Source organism: Paenibacillus sp. FSL K6-0276, assembly GCF_037977235.1.
In the GTDB taxonomy this organism is placed as follows: domain Bacteria; phylum Bacillota; class Bacilli; order Paenibacillales; family Paenibacillaceae; genus Paenibacillus_AQ.
Genome location: NZ_CP150276.1, coordinates 5,939,159 through 5,962,409, shown reverse-complemented (window position 1 = coordinate 5,962,409; position 23,251 = coordinate 5,939,159). Strand labels below are relative to the sequence as shown.

At 42.2% G+C, this 23,251-nt stretch carries 25 protein-coding genes and 2 pseudogenes; 15 read left to right on the top strand and 12 right to left on the bottom strand.

Going from position 1 to position 23,251, the window contains the following annotated elements; all coding sequences use genetic code 11:
• Positions 1-27: 27 nt before the first annotated feature.
• Together MHH52_RS28125 and MHH52_RS28120 are read right to left on the bottom strand one after the other, a co-directional pair.
• A pseudogene (locus MHH52_RS28125) lies at positions 28-347 on the bottom strand (catalase-related domain-containing protein); the annotation flags it as partial.
• Positions 341-475 (bottom strand): hypothetical protein, encoded by a 135-nt coding sequence (locus MHH52_RS28120; RefSeq protein ID WP_340005731.1) that lies wholly within the window; start codon positions 473-475, stop codon positions 341-343. The gene MHH52_RS28120 and the pseudogene MHH52_RS28125, both read right to left, overlap by 7 nt.
• Before the next feature lie 199 nt (positions 476-674).
• Here MHH52_RS28120 and MHH52_RS28115 point away from each other — a divergent pair, with 199 nt between their 5' ends.
• A complete protein-coding gene (locus tag MHH52_RS28115; protein WP_340005729.1) occupies positions 675-2,087 on the top strand; it encodes an alanine/glycine:cation symporter family protein in 1,413 nt (470 codons plus the stop codon).
• A gap of 111 nt (positions 2,088-2,198) precedes the next feature.
• Here the strand turns inward: MHH52_RS28115 and MHH52_RS28110 are convergent, their stop codons facing one another.
• The gene (locus tag MHH52_RS28110; RefSeq protein ID WP_340005727.1) at positions 2,199-2,600 is read right to left on the bottom strand and encodes a RidA family protein; all 402 of its coding nucleotides are present in this window, start codon (positions 2,598-2,600) and stop codon (positions 2,199-2,201) included.
• A 407-nt stretch (positions 2,601-3,007) separates the two neighbouring features.
• On the opposite strand from MHH52_RS28110, the gene MHH52_RS28105 reads away from it, so the two are divergent.
• From MHH52_RS28105 to MHH52_RS28095, 3 genes are all read left to right on the top strand, one after another.
• Positions 3,008-3,565, top strand: a complete 558-nt coding sequence (locus MHH52_RS28105; RefSeq protein ID WP_340005725.1) for a TetR/AcrR family transcriptional regulator — start codon at positions 3,008-3,010, stop codon at positions 3,563-3,565.
• A 5-nt stretch (positions 3,566-3,570) separates the two neighbouring features.
• Positions 3,571-4,107, top strand: a complete 537-nt coding sequence (locus tag MHH52_RS28100; protein ID WP_340005723.1) for a DUF2798 domain-containing protein — start codon at positions 3,571-3,573, stop codon at positions 4,105-4,107.
• A gap of 240 nt (positions 4,108-4,347) precedes the next feature.
• Entirely contained in the window at positions 4,348-5,529 is a 1,182-nt protein-coding gene (locus MHH52_RS28095) for a multidrug effflux MFS transporter (protein ID WP_340005721.1), read from the top strand.
• Between the two features lie 103 nt (positions 5,530-5,632).
• On the opposite strand, the gene MHH52_RS28090 is transcribed toward MHH52_RS28095, so the two are convergent.
• From MHH52_RS28090 to guaC, 3 genes are all read right to left on the bottom strand, one after another.
• Positions 5,633-5,911 carry a hypothetical protein gene (locus tag MHH52_RS28090; protein ID WP_340005719.1) on the bottom strand — a complete coding sequence of 93 codons (279 nt, stop codon included), beginning with the start codon at positions 5,909-5,911 and terminating at the stop codon, positions 5,633-5,635.
• The gene (locus tag MHH52_RS28085) at positions 5,895-6,311 is read right to left on the bottom strand and encodes a diacylglycerol kinase family protein (protein ID WP_340005717.1); all 417 of its coding nucleotides are present in this window, start codon (positions 6,309-6,311) and stop codon (positions 5,895-5,897) included. The genes MHH52_RS28090 and MHH52_RS28085 overlap by 17 nt, the downstream gene beginning before the upstream one ends.
• Positions 6,312-6,444: 133 nt before the next feature.
• Complete coding sequence (gene guaC, locus MHH52_RS28080) at positions 6,445-7,428, bottom strand: GMP reductase (protein WP_340005715.1); 984 nt, start codon at positions 7,426-7,428, stop codon at positions 6,445-6,447.
• 557 nt (positions 7,429-7,985) lie between these two features.
• Between guaC and MHH52_RS28075 the strand changes: the two genes are divergently transcribed.
• From MHH52_RS28075 to MHH52_RS28045, 7 genes are all read left to right on the top strand, one after another.
• Positions 7,986-9,164, top strand: a complete 1,179-nt coding sequence (locus MHH52_RS28075) for a hypothetical protein (protein ID WP_340005713.1) — start codon at positions 7,986-7,988, stop codon at positions 9,162-9,164.
• A 169-nt stretch (positions 9,165-9,333) separates the two neighbouring features.
• Entirely contained in the window at positions 9,334-11,121 is a 1,788-nt protein-coding gene (locus tag MHH52_RS28070) for a hybrid sensor histidine kinase/response regulator transcription factor (RefSeq protein ID WP_340005711.1), read from the top strand.
• A 197-nt stretch (positions 11,122-11,318) separates the two neighbouring features.
• On the top strand, positions 11,319-11,915 hold the full coding sequence (locus tag MHH52_RS28065; protein WP_340005709.1) for a sensor domain-containing protein: 597 nt from the start codon (positions 11,319-11,321) through the stop codon (positions 11,913-11,915).
• 75 nt (positions 11,916-11,990) lie between these two features.
• Positions 11,991-12,545, top strand: a complete 555-nt coding sequence (locus tag MHH52_RS28060; RefSeq protein WP_340005707.1) for a polysaccharide deacetylase — start codon at positions 11,991-11,993, stop codon at positions 12,543-12,545.
• Positions 12,545-13,315: a polysaccharide deacetylase family protein gene (locus MHH52_RS28055; RefSeq protein ID WP_340005705.1), complete on the top strand. Its 771-nt coding sequence runs from the start codon at positions 12,545-12,547 to the stop codon at positions 13,313-13,315. The genes MHH52_RS28060 and MHH52_RS28055 overlap by 1 nt, the downstream gene beginning before the upstream one ends.
• A 90-nt stretch (positions 13,316-13,405) precedes the next feature.
• A complete protein-coding gene (locus MHH52_RS28050; protein WP_340005702.1) occupies positions 13,406-14,629 on the top strand; it encodes an amidohydrolase in 1,224 nt (407 codons plus the stop codon).
• A 286-nt stretch (positions 14,630-14,915) separates the two neighbouring features.
• A complete protein-coding gene (locus MHH52_RS28045) occupies positions 14,916-15,974 on the top strand; it encodes a copper amine oxidase N-terminal domain-containing protein (RefSeq protein WP_340005700.1) in 1,059 nt (352 codons plus the stop codon).
• 1 nt (position 15,975) lies between these two features.
• Here MHH52_RS28045 and MHH52_RS28040 read toward each other — a convergent pair whose 3' ends face one another.
• The gene (locus tag MHH52_RS28040) at positions 15,976-16,890 is read right to left on the bottom strand and encodes a phosphatidate cytidylyltransferase (RefSeq protein WP_313637932.1); all 915 of its coding nucleotides are present in this window, start codon (positions 16,888-16,890) and stop codon (positions 15,976-15,978) included.
• Positions 16,891-16,985: 95 nt separating this feature from the next.
• Between MHH52_RS28040 and MHH52_RS28035 the strand changes: the two genes are divergently transcribed.
• The gene (locus tag MHH52_RS28035) at positions 16,986-17,528 is read left to right on the top strand and encodes a hypothetical protein (protein ID WP_340005698.1); all 543 of its coding nucleotides are present in this window, start codon (positions 16,986-16,988) and stop codon (positions 17,526-17,528) included.
• 151 nt (positions 17,529-17,679) lie between these two features.
• On the opposite strand, the pseudogene MHH52_RS28030 reads toward MHH52_RS28035, so the two are convergent.
• Both MHH52_RS28030 and MHH52_RS28025 read right to left on the bottom strand, forming a co-directional pair.
• Positions 17,680-17,937: pseudogene (locus MHH52_RS28030) on the bottom strand (transposase); the annotation flags it as partial.
• A 331-nt stretch (positions 17,938-18,268) separates the two neighbouring features.
• Positions 18,269-18,634 carry an HsmA family protein gene (locus MHH52_RS28025; protein ID WP_340005696.1) on the bottom strand — a complete coding sequence of 122 codons (366 nt, stop codon included), beginning with the start codon at positions 18,632-18,634 and terminating at the stop codon, positions 18,269-18,271.
• 418 nt (positions 18,635-19,052) lie between these two features.
• Between MHH52_RS28025 and MHH52_RS28020 the strand changes: the two genes are divergently transcribed.
• Positions 19,053-19,625: a hypothetical protein gene (locus MHH52_RS28020; protein WP_340005695.1), complete on the top strand. Its 573-nt coding sequence runs from the start codon at positions 19,053-19,055 to the stop codon at positions 19,623-19,625.
• 150 nt (positions 19,626-19,775) lie between these two features.
• On the opposite strand, the gene MHH52_RS28015 is transcribed toward MHH52_RS28020, so the two are convergent.
• Positions 19,776-20,015, bottom strand: a complete 240-nt coding sequence (locus MHH52_RS28015; protein WP_340005693.1) for a hypothetical protein — start codon at positions 20,013-20,015, stop codon at positions 19,776-19,778.
• A complete protein-coding gene (locus MHH52_RS28010; protein ID WP_340005690.1) occupies positions 20,012-20,614 on the bottom strand; it encodes a sulfatase-like hydrolase/transferase in 603 nt (200 codons plus the stop codon). The genes MHH52_RS28015 and MHH52_RS28010 overlap by 4 nt, the downstream gene beginning before the upstream one ends.
• Before the next feature lie 293 nt (positions 20,615-20,907).
• Between MHH52_RS28010 and MHH52_RS28005 the strand changes: the two genes are divergently transcribed.
• Entirely contained in the window at positions 20,908-21,462 is a 555-nt protein-coding gene (locus MHH52_RS28005) for a LemA family protein (RefSeq protein WP_340009859.1), read from the top strand.
• Between the two features lie 55 nt (positions 21,463-21,517).
• Positions 21,518-22,153: a response regulator transcription factor gene (locus MHH52_RS28000; RefSeq protein WP_313637923.1), complete on the top strand. Its 636-nt coding sequence runs from the start codon at positions 21,518-21,520 to the stop codon at positions 22,151-22,153.
• A gap of 249 nt (positions 22,154-22,402) precedes the next feature.
• On the opposite strand, the gene MHH52_RS27995 is transcribed toward MHH52_RS28000, so the two are convergent.
• Positions 22,403-23,068 carry a cyclic nucleotide-binding domain-containing protein gene (locus MHH52_RS27995; protein WP_340005686.1) on the bottom strand — a complete coding sequence of 222 codons (666 nt, stop codon included), beginning with the start codon at positions 23,066-23,068 and terminating at the stop codon, positions 22,403-22,405.
• Positions 23,069-23,251: the final 183 nt, after the last annotated feature.

The following is a 23,251-nucleotide window of genomic DNA, read 5'->3' as shown; positions in this document are numbered from 1 at the left end:
CAGGTCCCTTAACCCTTTTATTAACCTTTAATAGCCATCCGTTTGTTTTCCTGATTGCTTTGCAATTTCGGCGCCATCTCTATTATCTGATGAACCGAGATGCGCGAAGTCGACTTTAGTTTGAGCAAGACCTTCAGCTACTCGACGACCGTAGTCTGGATCAGCTTTTGTGAAATGTTCAATCATATTGTTCTGAATAACGGGCGCACATATTTTCAGTGCATCGACCAAGTTATGAATCAATTCATCCCGTTCCCAATCTTCGAACTTGCTATAAGTGTCTCCAGCTTGCCCGAAGGGGCTGCTTCCTTCAACCCGCCAAGTGAGGACGGTTCGTAATTCACATATCTTCTCGATAAAGTGCTAGTTTTCTGGCGTCGATGGCCCGATTTCCTACAGTTCGTATATTTTGATTATCTGTAATCGGATGACCCTGTCGATCCGTTAAAATCATATCTTTTTGTTCCTTATTCATGTGGCTAAAATCCACCTCTCTGCAGATATGAATAGTATTTTCTACCATAATTCTGAAAAGTATGCAAAATCCTACTCAGAAGTGATGTTATGAAAGTTACTTTTTTATTGGCATTTGAAATAATGACTGTTATATTTGAAAATACTATGTGTTATTAGCTTAGCAACTTGGTATCGACAGAATGGAGAGGCGGAATTACATGCAACAATTTTTAGATAATATGATTAGCGTAACAAATGACTTTCTGTGGTCGAAAATACTGGTGATCCTTCTTATTGTTTGTGGACTTTATTTCACCATAAGATCGAAATTTGTACAGTTTGGTATGTTCAAAGAAATGTTTAGGGTCCTCAAAGGGTCCAATGAAAGGTCAAAAGATAGTATTTCATCGTTCCAGGCCTTCTGTATCAGTATGGCAGCGAGGGTAGGGACAGGTAATATAACGGGGATCGCAATTGCTATTGCAATAGGTGGACCAGGGGCTATCTTCTGGATGTGGGTGATTGCCATTATTGGATCAGCATCCGGATTTATTGAAAGTACTTTGGCACAGGTATATAAAGTGAAGGATAAGACCGGATTTCGCGGTGGTCCTGCCTATTATATGGAGCAAGGCCTGAACAAGCGCTGGATGGGATCGATATTTGCGGTTCTGATCACATTATCCTTCGGTCTTGTATTTAACGCGGTCCAATCGAATACGGTGACAGTGGCCTTTGAAAATTCTTTTGGCACTAATCGAGCTGTTCTTGGGTTTATAATCGCTGCTGCCTTTGCGGTGGTTATCTTCGGCGGTGTTAAGCGTATCGCTAGAATGTCTGAATATATTGTAGTGGTAATGGCAGGAATCTATATTGGGGCTGCTCTTATTATCATGCTAATTAATATTACGGAACTTCCGGCAATTCTGGCGCTCATTGTGAAAAGTGCCTTCGGATTTGAACAGGTCGCAGGTGGATCTTTTGGTGCAGTGATTCTACAGGGTGTGAAACGTGGTTTGTTCTCTAACGAAGCGGGTATGGGTAGTGCGCCTAATGCTGCGGCAACGGCAACCACAAGTCATCCGGTGAAGCAGGGGCTAATGCAAGCCCTTGGGGTACTTACTGATACATTACTTATTTGTTCGAGTACGGCGTTTATTATCTTGCTGTCCGATGCGTATAAGCAGCCGGGGCTAGACGGAATTAAGCTGACACAAGCTGCATTAAGCGAGCATATTGGTTCATGGGCATCCGGATCATTGGCGATTATGATTTTACTATTTGCCTTCAGCACGTTAATCGGAAATTATTACTATGGCGAAACCAATATAGAATTCTTGAACTCTAACAAAAAAGTATTATTATTCTACAGATACAGTGTCTTGGCGATGATTGTTTTTGGCTCTGTAGCAAAGGTTCAGTTGGTATGGGATTTGGCTGACTTATTTATGGGTCTCATGGTTATCGTAAATTTGATTGCCATCCTTCTATTATCCAAAGTAGCCTTTGCTGCCTTGAAGGATTATAAGCGGCAGAAACGTGAAGGGAAAGATCCTGTCTTTTATAAAGATAGCATTGAGGGTCTGGAGCAAGTGGAATGTTGGGATAATTCTTCAGATATAAAAAGATAAAAATTGTATTTCAAGGGCTCAGGAAACTGAGCCTTTTTTGTTGTTGTAAAGGGCGCTCTATTAGAAAAACGAGCCTTTAGAATCGCTTCTAAGGCTCGTTTTGTGCAGGGTTTAACCTGCAGCCCAAACATCTAATTCAATTTTTAATTTAGGTAAACCTAATCCTTTAACATAAGCAATGGTCATTGAAGGAGGTGTCATCCCGAATACTTCATTCCAAATTTCATAGAAATGATCCCAATCGATTTCTTCCGTGGCCCAAATGTTGATTTTGATTACATTATCAGGAGTTAGCTTTTGAGAAGAAAGGACTTCAACTATATTACTCATCGTATTTGTTACCTGCTGATTAAAATCTGTAGGGATATGATTGTTTTGATCGATTCCAATTTGGCCAGAAAATACATACATTTCAGCATTTCTACTTATTTTTGTTACATGACTATAGTTACCAACGGGTTTCGCAATATTTTCTGGATTATATCTTGTAATCACATTATTGTTTAAGTTCATTTTTATGAAGTCTCCTTTAAATAGAAGATACATAACGATAGCTAGGTTATATATCTCCACTGTTTTTTAGTTTATCTTAATTTTTGACAGATCTATCCCATCAATAATTAATTCTAGAAAAAAACAGCAGTAGAATACCCAATACCAAAAGACAAATATTTTAGCGATCTCTTTTTCATCAGGTATTCCTCCTTTAAAGCAAGATAACTTCATCAGAATGATATCATTAATCCAAGTGGGACGGCAACTTTGCCTCCACCGGCACAACATGAGTAGGGACTTTTTTTGCTGTGTTAAATGAAAATTTCAATGCTTTTTTGAAATAAAGCAAAAAAACTTACATTAACGGATATTATATTGTTATAATAACAAACAGACCGGTTGGTATGTTAGGGGGATACGTAATTGTGGATACGAAATCGCTAATGATTGATAAGGCAACACTCCTTTTTCAACAAAAAGGTTATAAGAGTGTAGGCGTTAGTGAAATTTTAAAAGCTTGTGATGTTACAAAAGGAGCGCTCTATCATCATTTTCCAAATGGAAAAGAAGAACTATTAATTGCTTGTTTAAAGGGATTAAATGAAGCAATAACAATAGATATGGAGGACATTTTCAAAGGGCATTCTTCTACGCAAGAGGCCACGCAATTCATGCTTAATAAGTTAATTCACAACTTAGAAACCGAGGGCAAGCTTACAGGCTATACATTTAGCAGTATTGTCAGTGAAATGGCTACGGTCAGTGAACCTGTCCGCCAAGCATGTAACTCACTTTATGAGAACATTCAGACTATTTACTACACGAAGCTTGTAACTGAAGGCTTCTCGAATGAAGTAGCTTCTGATGTTGCTTTATTGATGACAACCTCGATTGAGGGTGCGATCATGCTGTGTCAGACACAACAATCTACAGCACCCCTAAAGACTATCTCCAAACTATTACCGACAATATTGAAAGGATGAACATCATGAATCAAGAAGTAAGATTACCGAGAAACGGCAAAGAGGGTGCATTATACGGCGCAATCATCTGTACATTGACTGTACTGTTTATGTCTTCAATAAATATCATTTTAGGGGTTGGAGAATTCAATGGTGAAGTTGCCTTAACGATTCTTAAGGTGTTTCCGATCATTTGGGTAATTGTCATGATTATTGAGCCTGTTGTTATTGGTCGTATTGCAGAAAAGCTGACAGCTAAATTCACACAACCCACCGATAGCTTCAACGCCAAAATTCTATTCCGCATCTTGTTCACTATATTAGGAATGTCATTTTGTATGACGTTTATTGGAGACATTATCGGAAACGGTTTGAGTTCTCAAACGTTTAATCACTTCTTAGCGAATTGGCCAAGAAATTTCCTAATTGCACTGTTCGCAGAAAGTATATTGATACAGCCATTTGCAAGATTTGTGATGGTAAAGCTACATGCTTCTCAAGAAAAAAAGAAGTCCAGCGCCGCTGGTATAACTGTACATGGATTATCGGAACAAAACTCATAACATAAATATGCTCTCAGGCGAAGCGAGCGTTTCGTTTGAAAGCTTTTCTATTACCGTATATAATGATATTTTATTTGAATAATTGAAACCCTCCTATATAACAAAGAAAGCTTAACAATGAAAGGTAATATCGAACATGATGATCTATAGTCGTCTTGTCATAATGATGCCCCCATTTCCCTAGCTAGGCTCATATTCTTGTTGTTCTAGGATATAAGCTTGTAGGAGGGCGAATTTAATATGAAAAAATACGCAGCACCATCTTTACTACTAATGATTGTTCTTGTGGCTTTTCCGCAAATTAGTGAGACGATCTACACTCCATCGTTACCGGATATTGCCGTAGCACTTGGGGTCTCTAATAGTTCTGTACAATTAACATTAAGTATATATTTTATCGGATTTGCTTTAGGTGTTTTCTGTTGGGGTTGGCTCTCTGATTTCATCGGACGGAGACCTGCCATGCTGGGTGGCCTCATTGTATATGGTGTAGGAAGCTTGATGTGTTTTTACTCGGAATCCATTAATCTACTGTTAGTGAGCCGTTTCATTCAAGCGTTTGGAGCAGCGACAGGCTCAATTATTACCCAAACTATTCTTCGGGAGAGTGTCTCCGGGAATAAACGACATGCCATGTTTGCCCAGATCTCGGCGGTGATTGCTTTTACTCCAGCAGTAGGGCCACTTATTGGCGGATTTGTGGACCAAGCTTTTGGTTTTCGAGCGGTTTTCTTTACATTAGTAATGATAAGTGTGTTGTTATTTATGTATGCTTTTTGGAAGTTGCCAGAAACGACTGATGTTTCCGCGAGAAAAAAGGTAGCAATTCTACCTATATTTAAAAGAATGCTCGCGTTGCCACGTGTACTGGTGTTCGGAGTGCTAATAGGAGGCATTAACGGGATCTTGTTTAGTTACTATGCTGAAGCACCCTTTATATTCATTGAACACTTTAACATTTCGCCGGGAGTCTATGGTTTCTTAGGCATTATTGTAGCCCTGGCATCGATTATGGGAGCGATGATCTCCAAAAGATTATTAACTGTCTATGCTCCGGAAAAAATAATTCACATCGGCTGTCTAGTGATGACCAGCGGAGCTTTGCTATTAACAATCGCAGGCAGCCTTGCCTCGTTGCCGGATATGATAGTGATGGTAAGCATTCTAATAACCCTTTTTGTCATGTTAATGGGGGCCGGTATTGCCTTACCTAATTGTCTAAGTCTTGCGCTTGTCAATTTCCAGGATGTTGTGGGAACAGCAGGTGCGATCTTCAGCTTGGGGTATTATTTGCTGGTTAGCTTGGCGACGTGGGGAATGAGCGCTCTGCATAATGGTTCATTACTGACAATGCCCATCTATTTCTTAGGGATTAGCGGCGGAATGTGGTTATTAAGTAAAAAGTTTATTGTAGCGGAATAGAATTTTTATAAGTTATTTGCAAAAAGAAGATATGGAACGGGGCATCCATAGATTAGATTAATGGCAGTCTGGAACTATTTGAGTTCCGGACTGCTTTTATTTGTTAGTCCACTTCCGGCACAATGACTTGGATATGACGAGGGAGAACACTTAGCGTAATCGGTAAAATCGGACCTTCTTCACCATCTACATTGGTTCTTACGGCTTCTGGAGAGCTTACACTTACAATTTGGGCCGTGAAATAGACAACGTCTTTATGATCCTTAAGGTTGCCAAGTAGTAAAGATATACTGGCTGTAATGGTATTAAGTATACTGAGGTCTTGAATAATAAAACAGTGAAGCAGACCATCGTCAACCGCAGCATCAGGTATCAGATTCACGAATCCACCGACTGAGTTGGTTAACACGGCGAGGAAGAGTGGGGATTCGCCTTGCATGTCTTCTCGTCATAATGAACTTGGTTTTCTCTTCGGTTGATACGGAGGATAATGATCCGGCGATTGAACCTACAGCAACAACGTTACCGAATAAGCGGTCATTCAAGCAACCAATATCTACTGTCTTTACGTTAGAGGAAGCAAGGGTTTGAATAGCTATTTCGGGATTCAGCGGAATCTGTAACGCGCGGGCAAAATCATTAACCGTTCCTAAAGGGACTACACCTAACTTTGGGTGTTGTTTCTGATTCATAAGACCATTAATGGTCTCGTGAAGCGTGCCATCCCCGCCAGCTTCTTCTTTACCGGATGAGGGGTTAATAATAATCATAGCTTGCCGCATAGGGATTATCCTCTCTTGTTCAATCTAATAGCCTATTAGATGATTACCCCAAAGTGGTATAGCGGAAATCATAACAACCTAAAAAAAAGGTGAGCAAGAACGACCTAAGTCGTCTTACTCACCTCTTTACGATTTAATAGACCTTGTCACCATTAAAAATGGAATTCTTAACGATAACATAATCTACTTTACGAATGGCTTCTAATTTATTGCCTCCAGCATAAGAAATCGAGGACTGAAGATCTTGCTCCATCTCTCTCAATGTTTCTGCTAAAGCGCCTTTGTGTTCGACAACTATTTTTTTGCCCTCAACATTCTTCTTTTCACCTTTTTGGTATTCAGAAGCGGAGCCAAAGTATTCTTTATACAGCTTTCCATCGATCTCGATGGTATCACCAGGAGATTCTTCATGCCCAGCAAATAAGGAACCGATCATGACCATGGAAGCACCAAATCTAATGGATTTGGCGATATCACCATGCGTCCGAATGCCTCCGTCAGCGATAATAGGCTTACTTGCAGCCTTGGCACACAAGCGCAGTGCAGCCAATTGCCAGCCACCTGTACCGAATCCAGTCTTAATCTTCGTGATACATACTTTCCCTGGTCCAATCCCTACTTTAGTAGCGTCGGCCCCAGCGTTCTCTAATTCTCTAACGCCTTCAGGAGTTCCCACGTTTCCAGCAATAACGAAACTGGTAGGTAAATACTGTTTAATATGTTTGATCATTCGAATGACAGCCTCGGAATGACCATGTGCAATATCGATCGTAATGAATTCCGGAATCAGCTGTTCGTTTGATAATTGTTCAACGAAATCATACTCTTCTTCTTTGACTCCGACACTTATGGATGCGATTAATCCGCGGGAGTGCATATCTTTGATGAAAGACGTACGCTTCTCCGGTTCAAAACGATGCATAATGTAGAAGTAGCCATTTTCCGCTAAGAAGCTGGCGATCTTCTCATCTATGATGGTTTGCATATTTGCGGGTACCACAGGTAATCTAAAAGTATGACCGCCTAAGGTGACTGTTGTATCACACTCAGAACGGCTATTTACGATACATTTTGCAGGAATTAACTGAATATCTTCATAATCGAATACTTTTTTCATTATATACACCTCTAAATGCGAACATTATAGTATTTTGGTTTATGAATTGTTCGTCTACTTTGTAATGTACAGCATTCCGAACAAGAAGTCAAAATTCTAGTACATTATGGTGTGAATTGGACTTAATTATACGACGATTTGGTGTACAGAAAGATTCTTAAAAAAAGCTTGTAAGCAATATACGCTGCAACGATCCAAATGATGATCACAGAGATAGCTCAGTTTGTCGTTAGGAATCTTGGCAATGACTTTGACGATTCGTTTATTTAAGCTGCTCCATAAAAGCACGATTTCTTCGATAGATGTATTCTGATAATCCTGTAAATCCACCCACTGATCTTGATTATATTTGGGTAGGACGTATGCTGGATGCTGTTCGCCCCACTCATCTTAAATCCCACTCCTTATGTGCCTGTGATTTTCTGGCTAAATAATATGTACAGTCATACAATGCGGACTTTCATATAAAAAGATGTTTAATCTAATCTTGTTGTCCCTTAAAAAAGGGAGTAAAGTAACAGGATACATACTATATATGGAAAGAAAGGTTGATATTTTTGAAAAAAGGAATATTTACAGGTTTGCTTGCTCTCTTGCTGGTTACCGTAAGTGCAGTGTCATCTACTGTCGTAGAAGCTGCTGGAACAGTAACGAAATTACCTAATTCGGAGTGGAGTCAGCTGAATGTTGTGGGGGAATTAGAAAGTATGGAAGGGGGTCCTGTGGAGGTTCCCTCATTAAATACAGTGTATCTCCACACAAAGGAAGAGCATGCTACCCAAACTAAGATATGGTTGGTGGATACGCTGAAATCCTATGACACACAGACAGGGAAGCTGAAGTGGTCAGTTAATTTTGCAGACCCGGGCACAGCGATGTTTCGTGAATCCAAGGATTATTTAGTGGCGCCAGAAGGAACGGTATACATAACCTTTACAGATAATCTCTCTCCTGACGCCACTCAGATCTACGCTGTGGGACCTGACGGAAAACGGAAATGGAAAGTGAATTTGTCTCAAACAGAGGGATACTTATATAGACTTGATAACGGGAGCTTAGTCTTTGCATCCCAAGGTAACTTTGATGACGATGGAAATTATGCTGGGTCACTAACTTTAATTAATAAAAATGGAACTAAAATAAAAAATATTTCTTACAAAGGAACGGTATTGGCGCAAGGAAATCGTATCTTAATTCAAACGAATTACGGAGGTGGGAAAGGTTCACGCATCCAGGCTCTTGATTCTTCGTTAAATTCAGTGTTTACATATCAATTACCAGCTGATTCGTACACTGAAGTGTCTTACAATCAGGTGCTTTCCGATGGAACTGTATTAGTCCGTGCCAATATACCAAAGACAGGGAATCGGTTGTTCGGATTCAACCCTAAAGGTAAATTACTATGGGGAAGAGATATTGCAGGAAATGCTGTCGTCTCCTCACTTGGTGAGGTTTATGGGATTTACTCCAATGGTAAGTTGTCCCTATATAATGTCAAAGGATTGGTTAAGTCGGTAGCTCTTCAAGATGAGACAGAATTTTTTGTTTCGTTGAACCGATTACAGGATGGCAATATTGAGCTTGGCTTCCCGGGTTCCGCCACATATGTTTTAAATCCTAAAACACTCGCAGTAGATTATGCTTTTAAGCTGAAGGATGATTTTAATTTCAACTATGTGGGCAACGGCGTGGGATATGTAAAGACAGACAATGGATTTTCACGAATTAAGTTTTAATTCGTGATATGAATAGAGGATTGATCAAGGATGCTGCCCCTAAAGGGACGACATCCTTTTTGCATTAATGCTATGTCATCCCAACTCATGACCTTTTGTAACTAGTAAGGCCTCAAGGGGTTACACTATAATAAAGGTCTAGTCAGCACAGTATATAGGGGGCAATTCAGTGTTTAATCTGGTTAAGCAGTGGTTCTGGTACGATTGGCTCGTCCTCCTGTTTCGGATTTGTTTTTCTACTTCTTTATTGATCACCATGTGTTATCTTTCGGAGGATTTCACGATTCCGTTCTGGATTGCGTTTGTTTGGGGGCTGATCTCTTTTTCAGTGCCTTGGTTTTGTTTGCAGCTTCATTATAAATATTATCTGATTGCGGAGATTCTCCTTTCGGGTGGTCTATGCTTATATTTGGCTGCTCTATTTCCTGAATCATATGTAACTTTTCTACCTAGCGCTTTTATGATCGCCAGCAATAGTGCACAGAAGTCTTATCGTTGGTCAGCTCCGATCACGGTTATTTTGATTCCAATTATGTTATCTAGATTGTCACAACAAGTGGATGCTGTATCGATGATCCTGAACATTGGTTTGGTGTATACGCTTGGCTTTGCTTTTCATTTACTGGTAGTGAATCATAAGCAGAGCGGAATTATTAAGGACCAAAATGCTGTTTTGGAGCAGTATATCTCACAAGTCGAGCGCATGACACTTCTGGAAGAACGCAATCGGTTATCCAAAGATCTGCATGATACGGTGGGGCATTCTTATACTTCGATTCTTATGGGGTTAGAGACTTTACGTACGGAGGTGAACACTTCGGATGGGGAGCAAAAGATAGATGCCTTGTTAAAGCTAACCCGTAATGGCTTGGATGACGTTCGGCGATATTTGCACCATGTGGGCTCTTCGCAGGATTCGTTGACGCTTATACAGTCCCTGCAGAAATTAGTGGATGATTTCCAGACCTTCTCGAAGGTTAAGATTCGCCTAAGAACGTTTGGAGAGGCATACACAGTATCCAAGCAGGCCCAAATGACTTTATACAGATGCTTGCAAGAGTCGATAACCAACGCTGTACGTCATGGTCGAGCCAGTGAAATTGTCATTAGTCTACATTACGAAGAGAAGTTGATCCGGCTGGATGTGCAGGATAATGGATTAGGCGCAGAGGATTTAAAAGCAGGATTTGGTCTGAACGCGATGAAGGAACGAGCTTCTAACTTGCAAGGGCAAGTATATTTTTACTCTAAGCCAGGGGAAGGAACCTTAGTGACCTGTAGTTTGCCAAGGCTTGAAGAGATACGAGAGGAAATGGTTCGTTTATTGCTGGTAGATGATCAGCCTTATATCCGCGATAGTTTACGAATTATACTGGAGCAGGAGCCGGATTTTGAGATCATAGGGTTAGCAGAGAATGGTGAGCATGCAGTAAGCTACTGTGAGCAGGATCAACCTCACGTGGTGCTGATGGACTTAAATATGCCAGGCATGGACGGTGCGGAAGCGACGAAGCTTATCAAGCAAAAGTGGCCAGGGGTACGAGTGTTGATCCTGACAACTTTTCAAGAAACAGATATGGCAGTCGAAGCACTGCAAAACGGGGCAGATGGCTACTTGTTAAAGTCTACAGAGCCGCAGGAGCTATTCGAAGGTATACGTCTCGTACATCGGGGTGTGAAGATGATAACACCAGCTATTACGAATATATTAATTGATCATTATGAGATGCATCCAGCTTCTGAAGCGCAGACTGAGCAGAGTAATGAATATGGGCTGACCCCGCGTGAGCTGGAGATTCTAGAATGCCTGTCAAAGGGCATGCGTTATAAGTCCATTGCCGCTAAACTATATTTGTCCGATGGGACGGTGAGAAATTACGCTTCTACCATCTATGCTAAGCTGGGTGTCCGGAACCGCGAAGAGGCTGTAGAGAAAGCCTTTGGAACGTTGGATTAACCATAACCGAATCATTTGAAATTGACGAGCGAGCACCTTGTTGTCCATATTCCCTTGCGGGAGTAGGCAATAGGGTGTTTTTTTGTATGAAATGACTGTCATATGACATTATGGCACTGGTCGATTTTACATCGGGAGCATTAGCATAAGAGCTGCGTAGATGAACAATTTTTTATTGCAGAGAGGGAGAGAAGAGTATGAATCAAATGATCCGCAAACATGTGAGGAATTTCTGTTTTTTACTAATTACTTTTACCACCGGGCTGTTTTATTTTTGCTTTTATTTGGTGGGCATCACCTTTGGAGTTGCGATGTCTTTTACCCTAGTAGGGATTCCGATCCTTTATTATGTTTTACGTTCTACCGAGACTTTTTTACAGCATGAGCGAATTCGAACGAAAATCTATACGGATATCTCCGTTCGCACGCTCCCAACCCGATCTCAAGAAGAAGGTAGCTTGTGGGAAAAGGTTAAGGCAGAATTTCTGAATGAACATAACTGGAGAGCGATTATTGGGTTGATGCTGCAATTTGGAATTGGGATGCTCAGTCTCATATGTGCAACTCTTTTTTACTTGGCTCCAATTATTCTCTTATTGTCACCTGTCTTGTATTTTATCGATGTCTCTTCTATATCGTTATTCGGGATTGAAAATAAAACACTCAACACCTCACTTCTGTTCATGCTGTTAGGTGCGGTGTTTCTATGGATAGGTGCTTATCTTGGCAACGGTTTAGTAAAGATGATCGGCAGGTATACGCGGCGTTTAGTGAAGGATTTCGCTAGAAGATAAACTTAAAACAGGAAAGAAGGAAGAATGATGGTAGCCTCCGTTTCATTTATAAAATTATTCTCTCAATCCCTTTGGATGATGTGGGAGAACATATTTGCTGTTGTCACCAAATTCCGCAGCCAGTCCGTGTGGAGATACGGGATATGTAAATTGGTGGTGCTGAAGTATCACGGTGAAAGTGTAGTCTGCCAAGATGGGCACCAAATACTTCCGGGAGATTGGGTCGGTGAGCTTCATCTGGATAATCGTCAGGTAGTGCAGCTTACGCGTACACTCGGTACTGATCGGGCCGGAATCCGTACTGCACGCATGCTTCGCGAGGCCATGAAGGAGATCAGTCGTGAGCTAGATAGCAATCCAGAACTAAGCAAAGTACAGGCGCTAACTGGGATTACGTTACTTCACCGAGGGATCATTCATGGAATAGGGTTTGAGCAGCATCCTATCAAGTCCAACTGGCAGCGGAAATGGTATGGATTCTATCTTCGGTTCTTACTTCGTATGCTGCATCCGGAGGGGAAACAACGCGTAGAGGACAGCACCGAGAAGTTAACTCCCATGATGCTTGTGCTTAGTAAGCAGTCTTTGAAAGCGCGGTTTGCCCCGCGAAGGAAAGAGGCGGTTTCCTGATGTGGACGCTCATTATTTTAGCTATAGATGTGATTATTCTTTATATGATCGTTCCTTTTGTGACTACTCGAATATTGGGGTGGGGTGTTGTATCCAGAGGAAATGCTGCCAAGGAAGTTGCCTTTACTTTTGATGACGGACCTGACCCTTGCTATACACCTCAAGTACTGGACTTATTAAAGGAACATGACGTAAAGGCAACCTTCTTCGTATTAGGCAAAAAGGCTGAGCAATTCCCGGATTTAATCCAGCGAATGCATCGGGAAGGACACCAGATTGGCATTCATAACTATACTCATACGTCCAACTGGTGCTACTTGCCATGGACCAATAGACGGAAGCAAGTGGATCGCACCGCTGACATTGTCAAGCGAATTACAGGAGAGCGGCCTATCTTTTATCGACCTCCCTGGGGGCTCCTTAATTTAGGCGATCTTGTTTTAATCAGACGTTCCTATCGGATTGTGTTGTGGTCTGTAATGGTGGGAGACTGGAAAGCGTCTGTTAGCGCAGCGCAATTAAAGCATGACTTATTGAAAAAGATTAAACCCGGTTCTATCATCGTTCTGCACGACAATGGTGATACACCGGGGGCAGATCGAGAAGCGCCGCTGAACATGGTCACAGGACTGGAAGAAGTCTTGAAGGAGATTCCTAGAAGGGGGCTGAAGGGCCTGCGGGTGGATGAGCTACTCGATAAAGAGGCTGGGAGTATTGGAGAAGCTCAATCCCGGGCTAATGTCACAGTCAGGTCCACACGCAGCTATTGATCAATATTTTTTATATAGGAAGAGCTATGGTACCATTTAGGATAAAGCGGTCATACCTATATTAAATGGTTGAGAAAAGGATGGGGTAGCATGTTAAATGCTTCTTACTGGTTAACCAATATAAGTTTAGAGCAGGGTTATGTTATTGAGGATGGACAAGTGGTTGGTACGGATACGAAGGTTTGTCATATCCGAATTGATGGAAATACGATTTCTGAAGTTATTGGAGCGGAAATGGAGCCTCAAGGGCATCTACCTAAATATGACTGCAAAGGGTTATTGATGCTTCCTTCTTTTGAGGAGGCGCATATCCATTTAGATAAAACATATTATGCTGGACCATGGAAGGCGGTAAAGCCTTCTACCAGTGTATTCGAACGGATTGAGGAAGAGAAGGTATTATTGCCTAAGCTGCTGCCTATGGCGAGACAACAAGCGGAGAGTATCTTGAAGCTTATACAGAGTTTCGGTACCACGCATGTACGTAGTCATTGTAATATCGAACCTGTCAGTGGTCTGAAGCGTTTGGAAGCAACCCTGCAAGCATTGGATACCTTCTCCGGAAAAATTTCATCTGAAATTGTAGCCTTTCCACAGCATGGTCTGCTTCGCTCCAATTCTGTTGAATTGGTAAAGCAATCTCTGGCAGAGGGGGCAACCTATGTAGGTGGTGTCGATCCATACTCAGTGGATGGAGATATCGAGAAGTCACTTCAGACCATGGTCGAGTTAGCGGTTATGAACAATGCCAGCATTGATATTCACTTACATGATGGAAAAGAAGCAGGAAAGCAGACGTTGTCGCGTTTGGCTGATCTGACAGAAGAAGCTGGCTTGCAGGGCAAGGTGACCGTTAGTCACGCATTCTGGTTCGCAGGTGCTCCGCAGCAAGAGGCAGAAGAAATGGCTAAACGGATGGGCTCGTTAGGTATGACTATTGCATCCACGGTGCCTATTGGGAGAACCATGATGCCACTGCCGATGTTATATAGCCAAGGTGTAAAAGTGAAGTTGGCAACGGACAGCCTTACGGATCACTGGTCTCCTTTTGGAAATGGGGATCAATTGGAGAAGGCGGGACGGTACGCAGAATTATATGGGTGTAATGATGAATTGTCATTATCTCAATCCCTTGGATTCATAACAGGGGGGATAACGTCTCTTAATCTAAAAGGTGAGCAGGTATGGCCAAAGGTTGGAGATACTGCAAACTTTGTGCTGCTGCATGCTAGCTGCTCGGCTGAAGCAGTAGCAAGAAGATCGGAGCGTCAAGCGGTATGGTACGAAGGGCATCTCGTGAGTGGGTCATTATAGGGACATGAGAGGTGGATGACATGCTCATCTCTAACATGCTTCAGCTTATGGTGTCTGAGGGAAAACTCGATCAGCGGCGCTGTTTATGGGGATTTCCTCATCCTTCTGGAGCGAATGGACACAGATTCAAGCAGTTTGCTAGCCATCAAGAGGACATGACAAAGACGCTCCAAGATCATTTATGGAACGGCTGAGTTATCAATCTTATCGCAACATTTTTCCTGAACCTCACGTTAAGAATGATAGAGTAGCACAATTTCATTCATCTCAGGAGGTATAACTCACTATGAAAACATTTAAAGTAATCGGAGCTGTCCTGGCTGGCACGCTCATAGCATCGAACGTCATCTCTGCTGCCCCAATCCAGCCAGCCCCAGTCAAACCAGCGACCAATTCCTCGGTTCCGCAGGATTCTTATGGTGGTCTAAAATATGTGCTAGTCATTGATGGCAACGGTTTCTCACCAGTCGATGTTCCGCTATACGTAGGTTCAAGCAAGGAAGTTATGATCCCCATCCGTACAGCAGCTGAAGCGCTTGGATATAAGTTAACATGGACTCAAAGCCTTCAATCGCTAGGTCTTGAGAAAGATAGCCAGTCGATGTCCTTTCAAATTGCAAAAGATGCTTACCGTAATGGCACAACACTTCTTTCGCTGGGTGCTGTACCAGAGCTAAAGAATGGTAAAACCTACGTTCCACTATCTTTCTTCGAAAAAGTAATGAAGCTTGAAGTTGTCGCAGGCCCAACTGGAACCATCTCGATTAATTCCAAGGAACAAGGCAATGGAGAGACCTCTTCAGACACGATCAAGCAAGGATCAATCACTAGTATCTATAAGGGTGGAAAAAATGCTGAAATCGGCCTCAACGGCTATGGTCATGGCGTTCGCCTGGGCATTTCTGATGAAACGGAAATCGTATCTGCTGATAATAAGAAGCTAACCTTCGCTGACCTGCAGCTGGGCATGTCCATCGAGGTCGAGCACAGCATGGTCATGGCTATGAGCATGCCACCGTTGACGAGCGCGATCAAGATTGTTGTGAAAGAACAAGCTCCCGAACAGCAAACCTTAGGAACGGCTGGCGTGATCGAAGAGGTTACTCCTTCGGATAACGGTTTGACCCGAGTTGTGATTAAAGGCGATAAACTCAGCGATACTTCTGTCGAGACGATTGATCTGAACATCTCAGACACTACGTCTATTCTCGGCACGAAAGACAATCAGAAGATTGCCGCAAGTGAGCTGAAAAAAGGTGACAAAGTGTATGCTTTCTACGGTCCGATGTTGACTAGAAGCTTGCCACCCATCGGTCAAGCAACCAAAATCGTCGTAGAAAACTAATCTACATGAAATCGAAGAAATAACGGATGACATGGAAAAATACCGGTGAGGTGTAGGTCAAGCTATCGACACGGCTTAAATAGCTTTCTTTTAAAGCTACAAATTTATCGCCATCACCGATGAGCAAATCTCGCTTCAGCACGGAAACCGTTAAGCTACCCAAGAAGCCGCTCAAACTGATCAGCATGCCTGACAGGAAACCGAAGGTCGGGTTGAGCGGCGTCAGGTAGGGATAGATCAGATATGAGGCCCCTGTCGTAACAACAAATGCACAAGCGAAACCTTCCCAAGTTAAATACGGATTGGCAGTGGGCACCACCTTCCTCTTTCCCACATAGAGTGACGCCAAATAGTGAACGACATCATTCAACTGAGTTAACACCACTAGAAACAATACAAGCCCAGCCCCATACTCCGGTGTAGCAAATTGAAAGTAGGCTAAGTGACTAAGCCCAAAAACCATCAGCATTAGTCCCCATTGCGTTGAACTAACGCTGCGTAGAAATCCAACTGTTCCTTTATTGATCAATCTAGGGAGCGGTAGGAGCAAGAATACATAGACTGGGATAAAAACAATAAACATCCCATACCACTCGATATAAATCCAGTAGAACTGTAGAGGAATGGATAAGTACGCCCACAGAAATAGTCTGCGGTCGGATTTTCGCGACTTTATCATGGAGAAATATTCTTTGAGTGCAAAGAAGGTCAGCACCATTAGCGACAGTAGTGAGACGACTGGATTAAAAAGAGTAGCCAAACAAAAGATAAAAAGCATTCCCCACCAGGTTTTGATGCGGAAGCCGATACCTGTATAGTCTTTACTCGGCTGTAATCTGCCTATGACTACATACATCAAGTGAATGGCCGATAAGGCTGCAAAAATCAGGATTATCGTTAATAGAGAGCGGTCGATAGCTAATCACCAACTTGTCGTAGAGTGGATTCCATTAATGGGTTCATATGTTATTATGAAGGAAACGTTCAATCTTGATAAGGGGAAATTTGTAAATGGCAGCTGATCAATCGGTCTTTATCTTGCTTACGAATACCGGAACGCTCTTCACGAAGCTTATTCAAGGCTATACGAAAGCACCTTATAATCATGCCTCGATCTCCTTTAATCGGGAGCTTTCCGAGTTATATAGCTTTGGTAGGAAGCATCCGAGCAATCCTCTGAATGGCGGATTCGTGAAGGAGGATATTAAGACAGGCACTTTCAGTAAGTATCCAAATACGACGTGTGTTCTTTACGAACTTCAAGTAACAGCCCGCGAAGTAGAGAAAATGGAGCGGGTACTCAAAGTCTTTATCCGAAGTCGCCAAAAATATCTCTATAATATTCTAGGCGTGATTGGCATCGCTCTGAAAGAACCTGTCGAATTCAGCAACTCTTACTTTTGTTCGCAATTTGTAGCGGAAATTCTGGAACGCTCCGGCATTAAGCTATGGAACAAGCTGCCTGCGCTCGTTACGCCGGATGATTTTCGGCAAAGTGATCGGCTGAAGCTGATCTATCAAGGCAAATTAAGTGAGTACGAACCTGAACTCTAATAAAAACCACTCATTATTCTTTGAGGGCGCTGAAAAACTTACATTTTTTCATAAATTAGACCTAAATCAAAAAAAAGTAGACTTTCCAGCCTTGTTAAAGATTGGATGTCTACTTTTGTAGCTCTATTCTTGTCCAGTGTCTTGGGGATTTTTAGTCCTGTAACTTTAATATTCGCTTTAGGTTCACTGCGAATATCGTCATTGCACCTTGTAATTGCATGCCAATCAGACTCGAGGATGTGGCTACATCATACCCGTGTCCATGTTTAAGTTCGCTGTTCTTCGCTTCAATTTTGTAACGTTCCTTCGTTTTCTCTTTAAAATAATCCGTTTCCTGGAACGCCATTTGTTCCGAGTGCTCTTTGGATTTAATCGTCACCGAGTAGGTTTTGCTTTTTGAGCCTTCTTTGTCTACCAATTCATTAATTTGACGCAGCATATTATCCTTTGGTACGACGATGTCTTACAAGCCCACATAAGGGCTCAGAACCAATTTTTATTGTTTTTGAATCATCCATTTTCACCCGTTTTTTTATGATATTTCAATTATACGTCAAAAAAGGTACAGCCTCCTCAATTTTATTGAGAAAAGATGTACCTTTCTGATTAAAACAGACTTTTTCAGCGCCCTCATAGTAGCAGTAGAAGGTTTTGATTTTTCTACTGTCTACTGTGATGGGAGCATATCATTATTGCCTTAAGCAAAGCTTAAAGAATCTTATCGTGGGATCAAACAGAGATTAAAACATACTCATAGCTACCCCGATTCCGTAAGGAATCAGCCATAGAGCCCATACGATAATACTGAAGCGGTGAAAGCTCTGTTTGGATTTGTCTGAACCTTTCCATTTCACAACGATAGCCCAGACTGCATGGATGAGCATCAGTATTAAGGCGATAGCTCCAGTTATAGCATGAGCGGCGTTGTCTCCGGTTCCTTTAGCGATTTCGCTCATTAAGAGCGTCCCAGTTGTATCGCAAATCAGACCCAAGATAAAGAAGAATAGATGTTTGTTTGTAAGCGTACCAGCTCGCTTCTCACCCCATACCCCGATGGTGTAAAAGACAAGCGCCAAATTAATAAATATAATTGCTGTTACCAGCATGATCATCACTCCCATTTGAATTACTTTATTTGTTGTTATAACTTTGTGATATTTGTATCATACTAACTTTGTATGAACGGAGCGTGAACACAATAGGATTACGACACAGGAAAATCAATCCAAAAGCGAGCCTTATACTGTGCTTTTTATTCTGAATTTTTTTTATGATGCACTTAAAAATATATAGATATGCATTGTACTTTTGAGACACAAGAAAGAAGCGAAGCAAGCTTGGCGCGTCACGCATAGCATAGATTTGAATGAAAAAGCTTCTTTAACAGGGGGCTTTTTTTGCTTATCAAGGTGTGATCCTAAGTCAGCTTATCTCCGTCTAGAGGATGAGATCAATTCAGGTCAGAGTCTGATTACAGGTGACCCCCTGGGCTGTACAATTTAAGTAATTGAGAAGGGGGACGGGATGGATATGAAATGGCATAAATATATCGCACGCTGGGCAGATTCTAGAGGACTAGATGGACGAGAAATTGATTATCAATGGCCATCTCCTTCATTTCCAGTCGTAAGCATTCGTAGCAATTTAGGTCGATACTCAGGTCAGGGGTATGGTCATGGAAGCAAACCACAAGTGAAGACGGCTGTTGGATTAATTGCCATTGGAGATATAGCTGTTGGTTTGATATCCATAGGTGCGGTAAGCGTCGGTGTACTGTCCGTGGGTGCAATATCACTGGGGATGTGGTTAGCCATCGGAGCGATAGCCATTAGCTGGCTTGGCTTCGCCGTGGGAGCGATTGCGATAGCTGGTGTGGCGGTGGGAGCGATCGCGATAGCTGAAAAAGCGTTGGGAGCAGTCGCCATAGGTGATACGGCATTTGGGGCGGTAGCCATAGGACGGATTGCTGGGGGAGCAGTAGCCATTGGACAATGGGCGTATGGGCTAGTCGCCGTGGGTGAGCATGGTTTTGGGTTAATCCCCATCACAGGAGACGTGTGGAATTGGTTTCGGCGTTTGTTTGGATCGGGGAGTTAAACAGACCTCCAGTCCTAAAGGCTGGTCTCACTTCCGGGATAGTTGATAAAAAATATCTATCAAATATAAATTTTTATGCGACTTTATACGCAATCAGGCTACTCTTTTGGGGTAGTTTTTTTGTGTTTACTTTCATCTAATGTGTAGTTTTTATTTGGTAGATGTCTGAGCAGGAGTTAGGCGCTTTTGGTTTCGCTGCTCTGCAAGTAGACGTTTCATCCATTGCTGAATATTTCTAGTCTGCTGTGTTGCAAAGGTGGGGTGGGCAAGGTTATATGCCTCCAAAGGATCTTCTGTTAAGTTGTACAGCTCATATTCGTCAGTTACGGGTTCTGTTTTAACCCTTGTGGTCCATTCACCCGGTTTGTCCTCCACAGGCTGAAGAGTCACATCCTGTACCCCGAGTTGACTCCAAAACTTAGGATTATCGAAATAGCGGATGGGCTGTGTCCAAGTATCGATTCGTTTTGTGTCGGAGAGGGAGCAATCGCAGGCATAGGCTTGACCTCGAACCTAAAATTAGGTAAATGTGCAGTTAGGGCCCCGTATAGAACAATATCATGCGGATTTACAAGGGAAGAAACGAGCAGCCAGGGTGGAGCATTTTTATTCTGGTTTTTTTGGCGATCCAGCGCTTGAATGAGTTCCACGGTTTCTGCACCGTATACCTCGTCGCGGCCACTTAATCCGATAGTAGCAGAGGAAGCAGAATTTCGCGGATTTTCACCAATAGGACTGACGCCATGGAGTGATGGATAGTGATCCGTAAACAGGGTTGCCCTGCTGGGGTAGCAGGCGGTAGTTCCAATATAGTGTCTGTGGAACTCTAGGCTATGCGATTTTAATAATTGTTGTGTGACTAGGTTCTGTTGTCTCCATTCCCTTATTTCGGGGTGTTCATAAATGGGGGGATATCGTTCCTCATCTACGAGAATTACAATAAAATTGGGTCTCTCTAAATAGCGTGATGATTCTGTAGCACTGCTCATGGGCATACACATCCTTGGTTAATTAGGTTGTTGCCTTAGGTTATGTGGGAAACAGTAGCACCCTTAGAAACCCCTTTTTCATACTTATATTATAAAATTATCCATTTTGTAATATGACAGAAGTAATGACAACGCTCACTATAACCTGACAAGTCTTTTAATTATAATTAATCAGAAGTACGTTGAATTTATATCATTTTCCATTTACGGCATAAAACGGAACTAATCTTTTTGTTGTATACAGGAGGGCGGTTCAACTATTTCGGCCCATTAATTCAAATACACTAGAGGTGATGCAGATGTTAGGAGTCGGATTGATCATCGTTGTTATAATCGGAGCTTATTTAATGGTTGCTTACAATCGATTGTTCGGCATGCGTAATCGTGTGAAAGAATCTTTTGCTACCATAGAAGCCCATTTACAAAATCGGTTTGAGGCGTTAACAGAAGTTGCGGAAATGGTCATTACTTATGCTACACATGAACGCGAAACATTGGCACTTGTGCATAGAATGCGTGCTGGTTTAAGGGATCATCAATTTCCGGTTGAGAAGTTGACTAGATATGTGAAAATGGAAAAGTATCTTCATACGATAAATGTTCAGGCAGACCATTATCCAGAGCTTAAAGCCAGCGATAAGTATATCAAATTGCAGCGAAGCATTAATATTTTGGAGGAAAATCTATCTATCAGTAGACGTATCTATAACGCAAATGTGACAAGCTATAATACGATGATTAGTGCGTTTCCTAATCTCTTATTTGCAGAGACTGTTGGATTTAAGTCGGAAATCTTGCTCAAGATGGAGGGCGCCAAACGGGCAGATGTTAATTGGACGGTATCCTAAGAGGATTTAATTCAGAGAATTAGAGAATGCATGAATTTTAGAGGGAGGTGTTTCTGTGAAAATCGTCATTGTTGATGATCATCCTTTAGTTAGAAGAGGGCTGGCATCTGTCATTTCAATGCAACCGAATGTGCAATTTGCTGGTGAAGCTACGAATGGTCAAGAAGCATTAGATGTGATTGAAGCGACAAAGCCAGATATTGTTCTCATTGATCTTAAGCTTGCTGATGAATCGGGACTGGATGTCATTAAGACAGTACGTGCTCGCGGCATTGTTAGTAAGTTCATTCTGTTGACTTCCTCTGCGAGCAGAGAGGATTTCTTAAGGGCTGAAGAGGTGCTGGTAGATGGATATGTCCTAAAAGAGGCACTGCCGGAGGAATTACTCTTTGCTATCCAGTTGGTGCACAAAGGGAGAAAGTATTATGATCCTGGTCTAATGGAAGAAAAGATGCGTACGAGCGGCAGCAGTCCGACGAATGAATTGACACCGAAAGAGAAGGAAGTACTGATTGAGCTTGGACAAGGCGCCTGCAATAGAACGATTGCCTCACGTCTTTTTATTAGTGAATTCACGGTCAAGAAGCATGTCAGCCAGATTTTAGCGAAGCTGCAGGTTAATGATCGGACACAGGCAGCACTGTACGCAAACGCGATAGGGCTAACGAAATATGCAATGTCTTATGAGTAAAAATATTGCCTTCGCATTACATACGAGGAGGGGTCCCAGCAGCCATTTCATAGCTCTTGGGACCCCTCCTGAATTTTTCTTTTTTTGTATGCAATGTATCTAAGAAGTAGCTATCTTCTCGCGCTAGTCAGGATGATTCGAATCTGTGCAGCTGCCTCCAGCATCTGTAGTAGCTTCTCAGAAGGACAGGATTCGGCTTCCTCGATGACAATGGTTCCTCCTTTTGCCGCAATGACCTTGGTCTCCCAATCAACGGTCTGCTACATTTAATACCAGTAGCGGGTATTGTCCGTTCGTTGTTCGGTAATGAAGTGCCCTTGCTACATTTACCTTCCCTGTACCGGGTTCACCTATCACGACAACATGGGCCCGCTCCATTGACAGGCGTTCAATCCATCCGAGAAGTGCCCGCATTTCGGCACTTTCTCCGATCAGCTCACCGTAACGCTCTTGTTCCTCGGATTCATGTAGCTTCATTATAATCTGACTTTTCGTATGTTCTTCCAGTACACGTTCGTTGGAATTTTGGATTCTCTTGATCATGGATTCGATGATCTGGCTGCGGAACTCGCGATTTTTGTCCATCAACAGCAGCATGCCATTCCTGGATACGGATATCACATGAACGTTATCGATCGTTTCTACATTTGCACTGATGGGGTCTCTGGTAAGACAGGACATTTCCCCGAAGAACTGGCCTTTCGAGAGTATAGCCAGTTCTACCTTTATTTCCGTACTAATAAATACTTGTACCTGACCGGATACCAAAATATAAACCCGCTGGCTGACCTCGCCCTGTTGCATGATAAGCTTGCCGGGTTCATAATGCTCTTCTTGCATTTCTGGGGCTAACTGCTGTAATTCTTCATCGGACAGGTGCTCAAGCATAGGGTAGTTTATGTAGGAAAGATGCAATTTGAATCCTCCTTATGTTGGGGATGATTGAGTATTTTTTCCTATATTATCACAATGAAATTTAATAGATGTCATATGACAAAACAGATGACAAAGTTAATTACAACATAGGATTCTACGGCGAGATCAGATGATATAATGAGTATAACTACTTTGCGATATTGCGTATTCTGTCTACCTAAT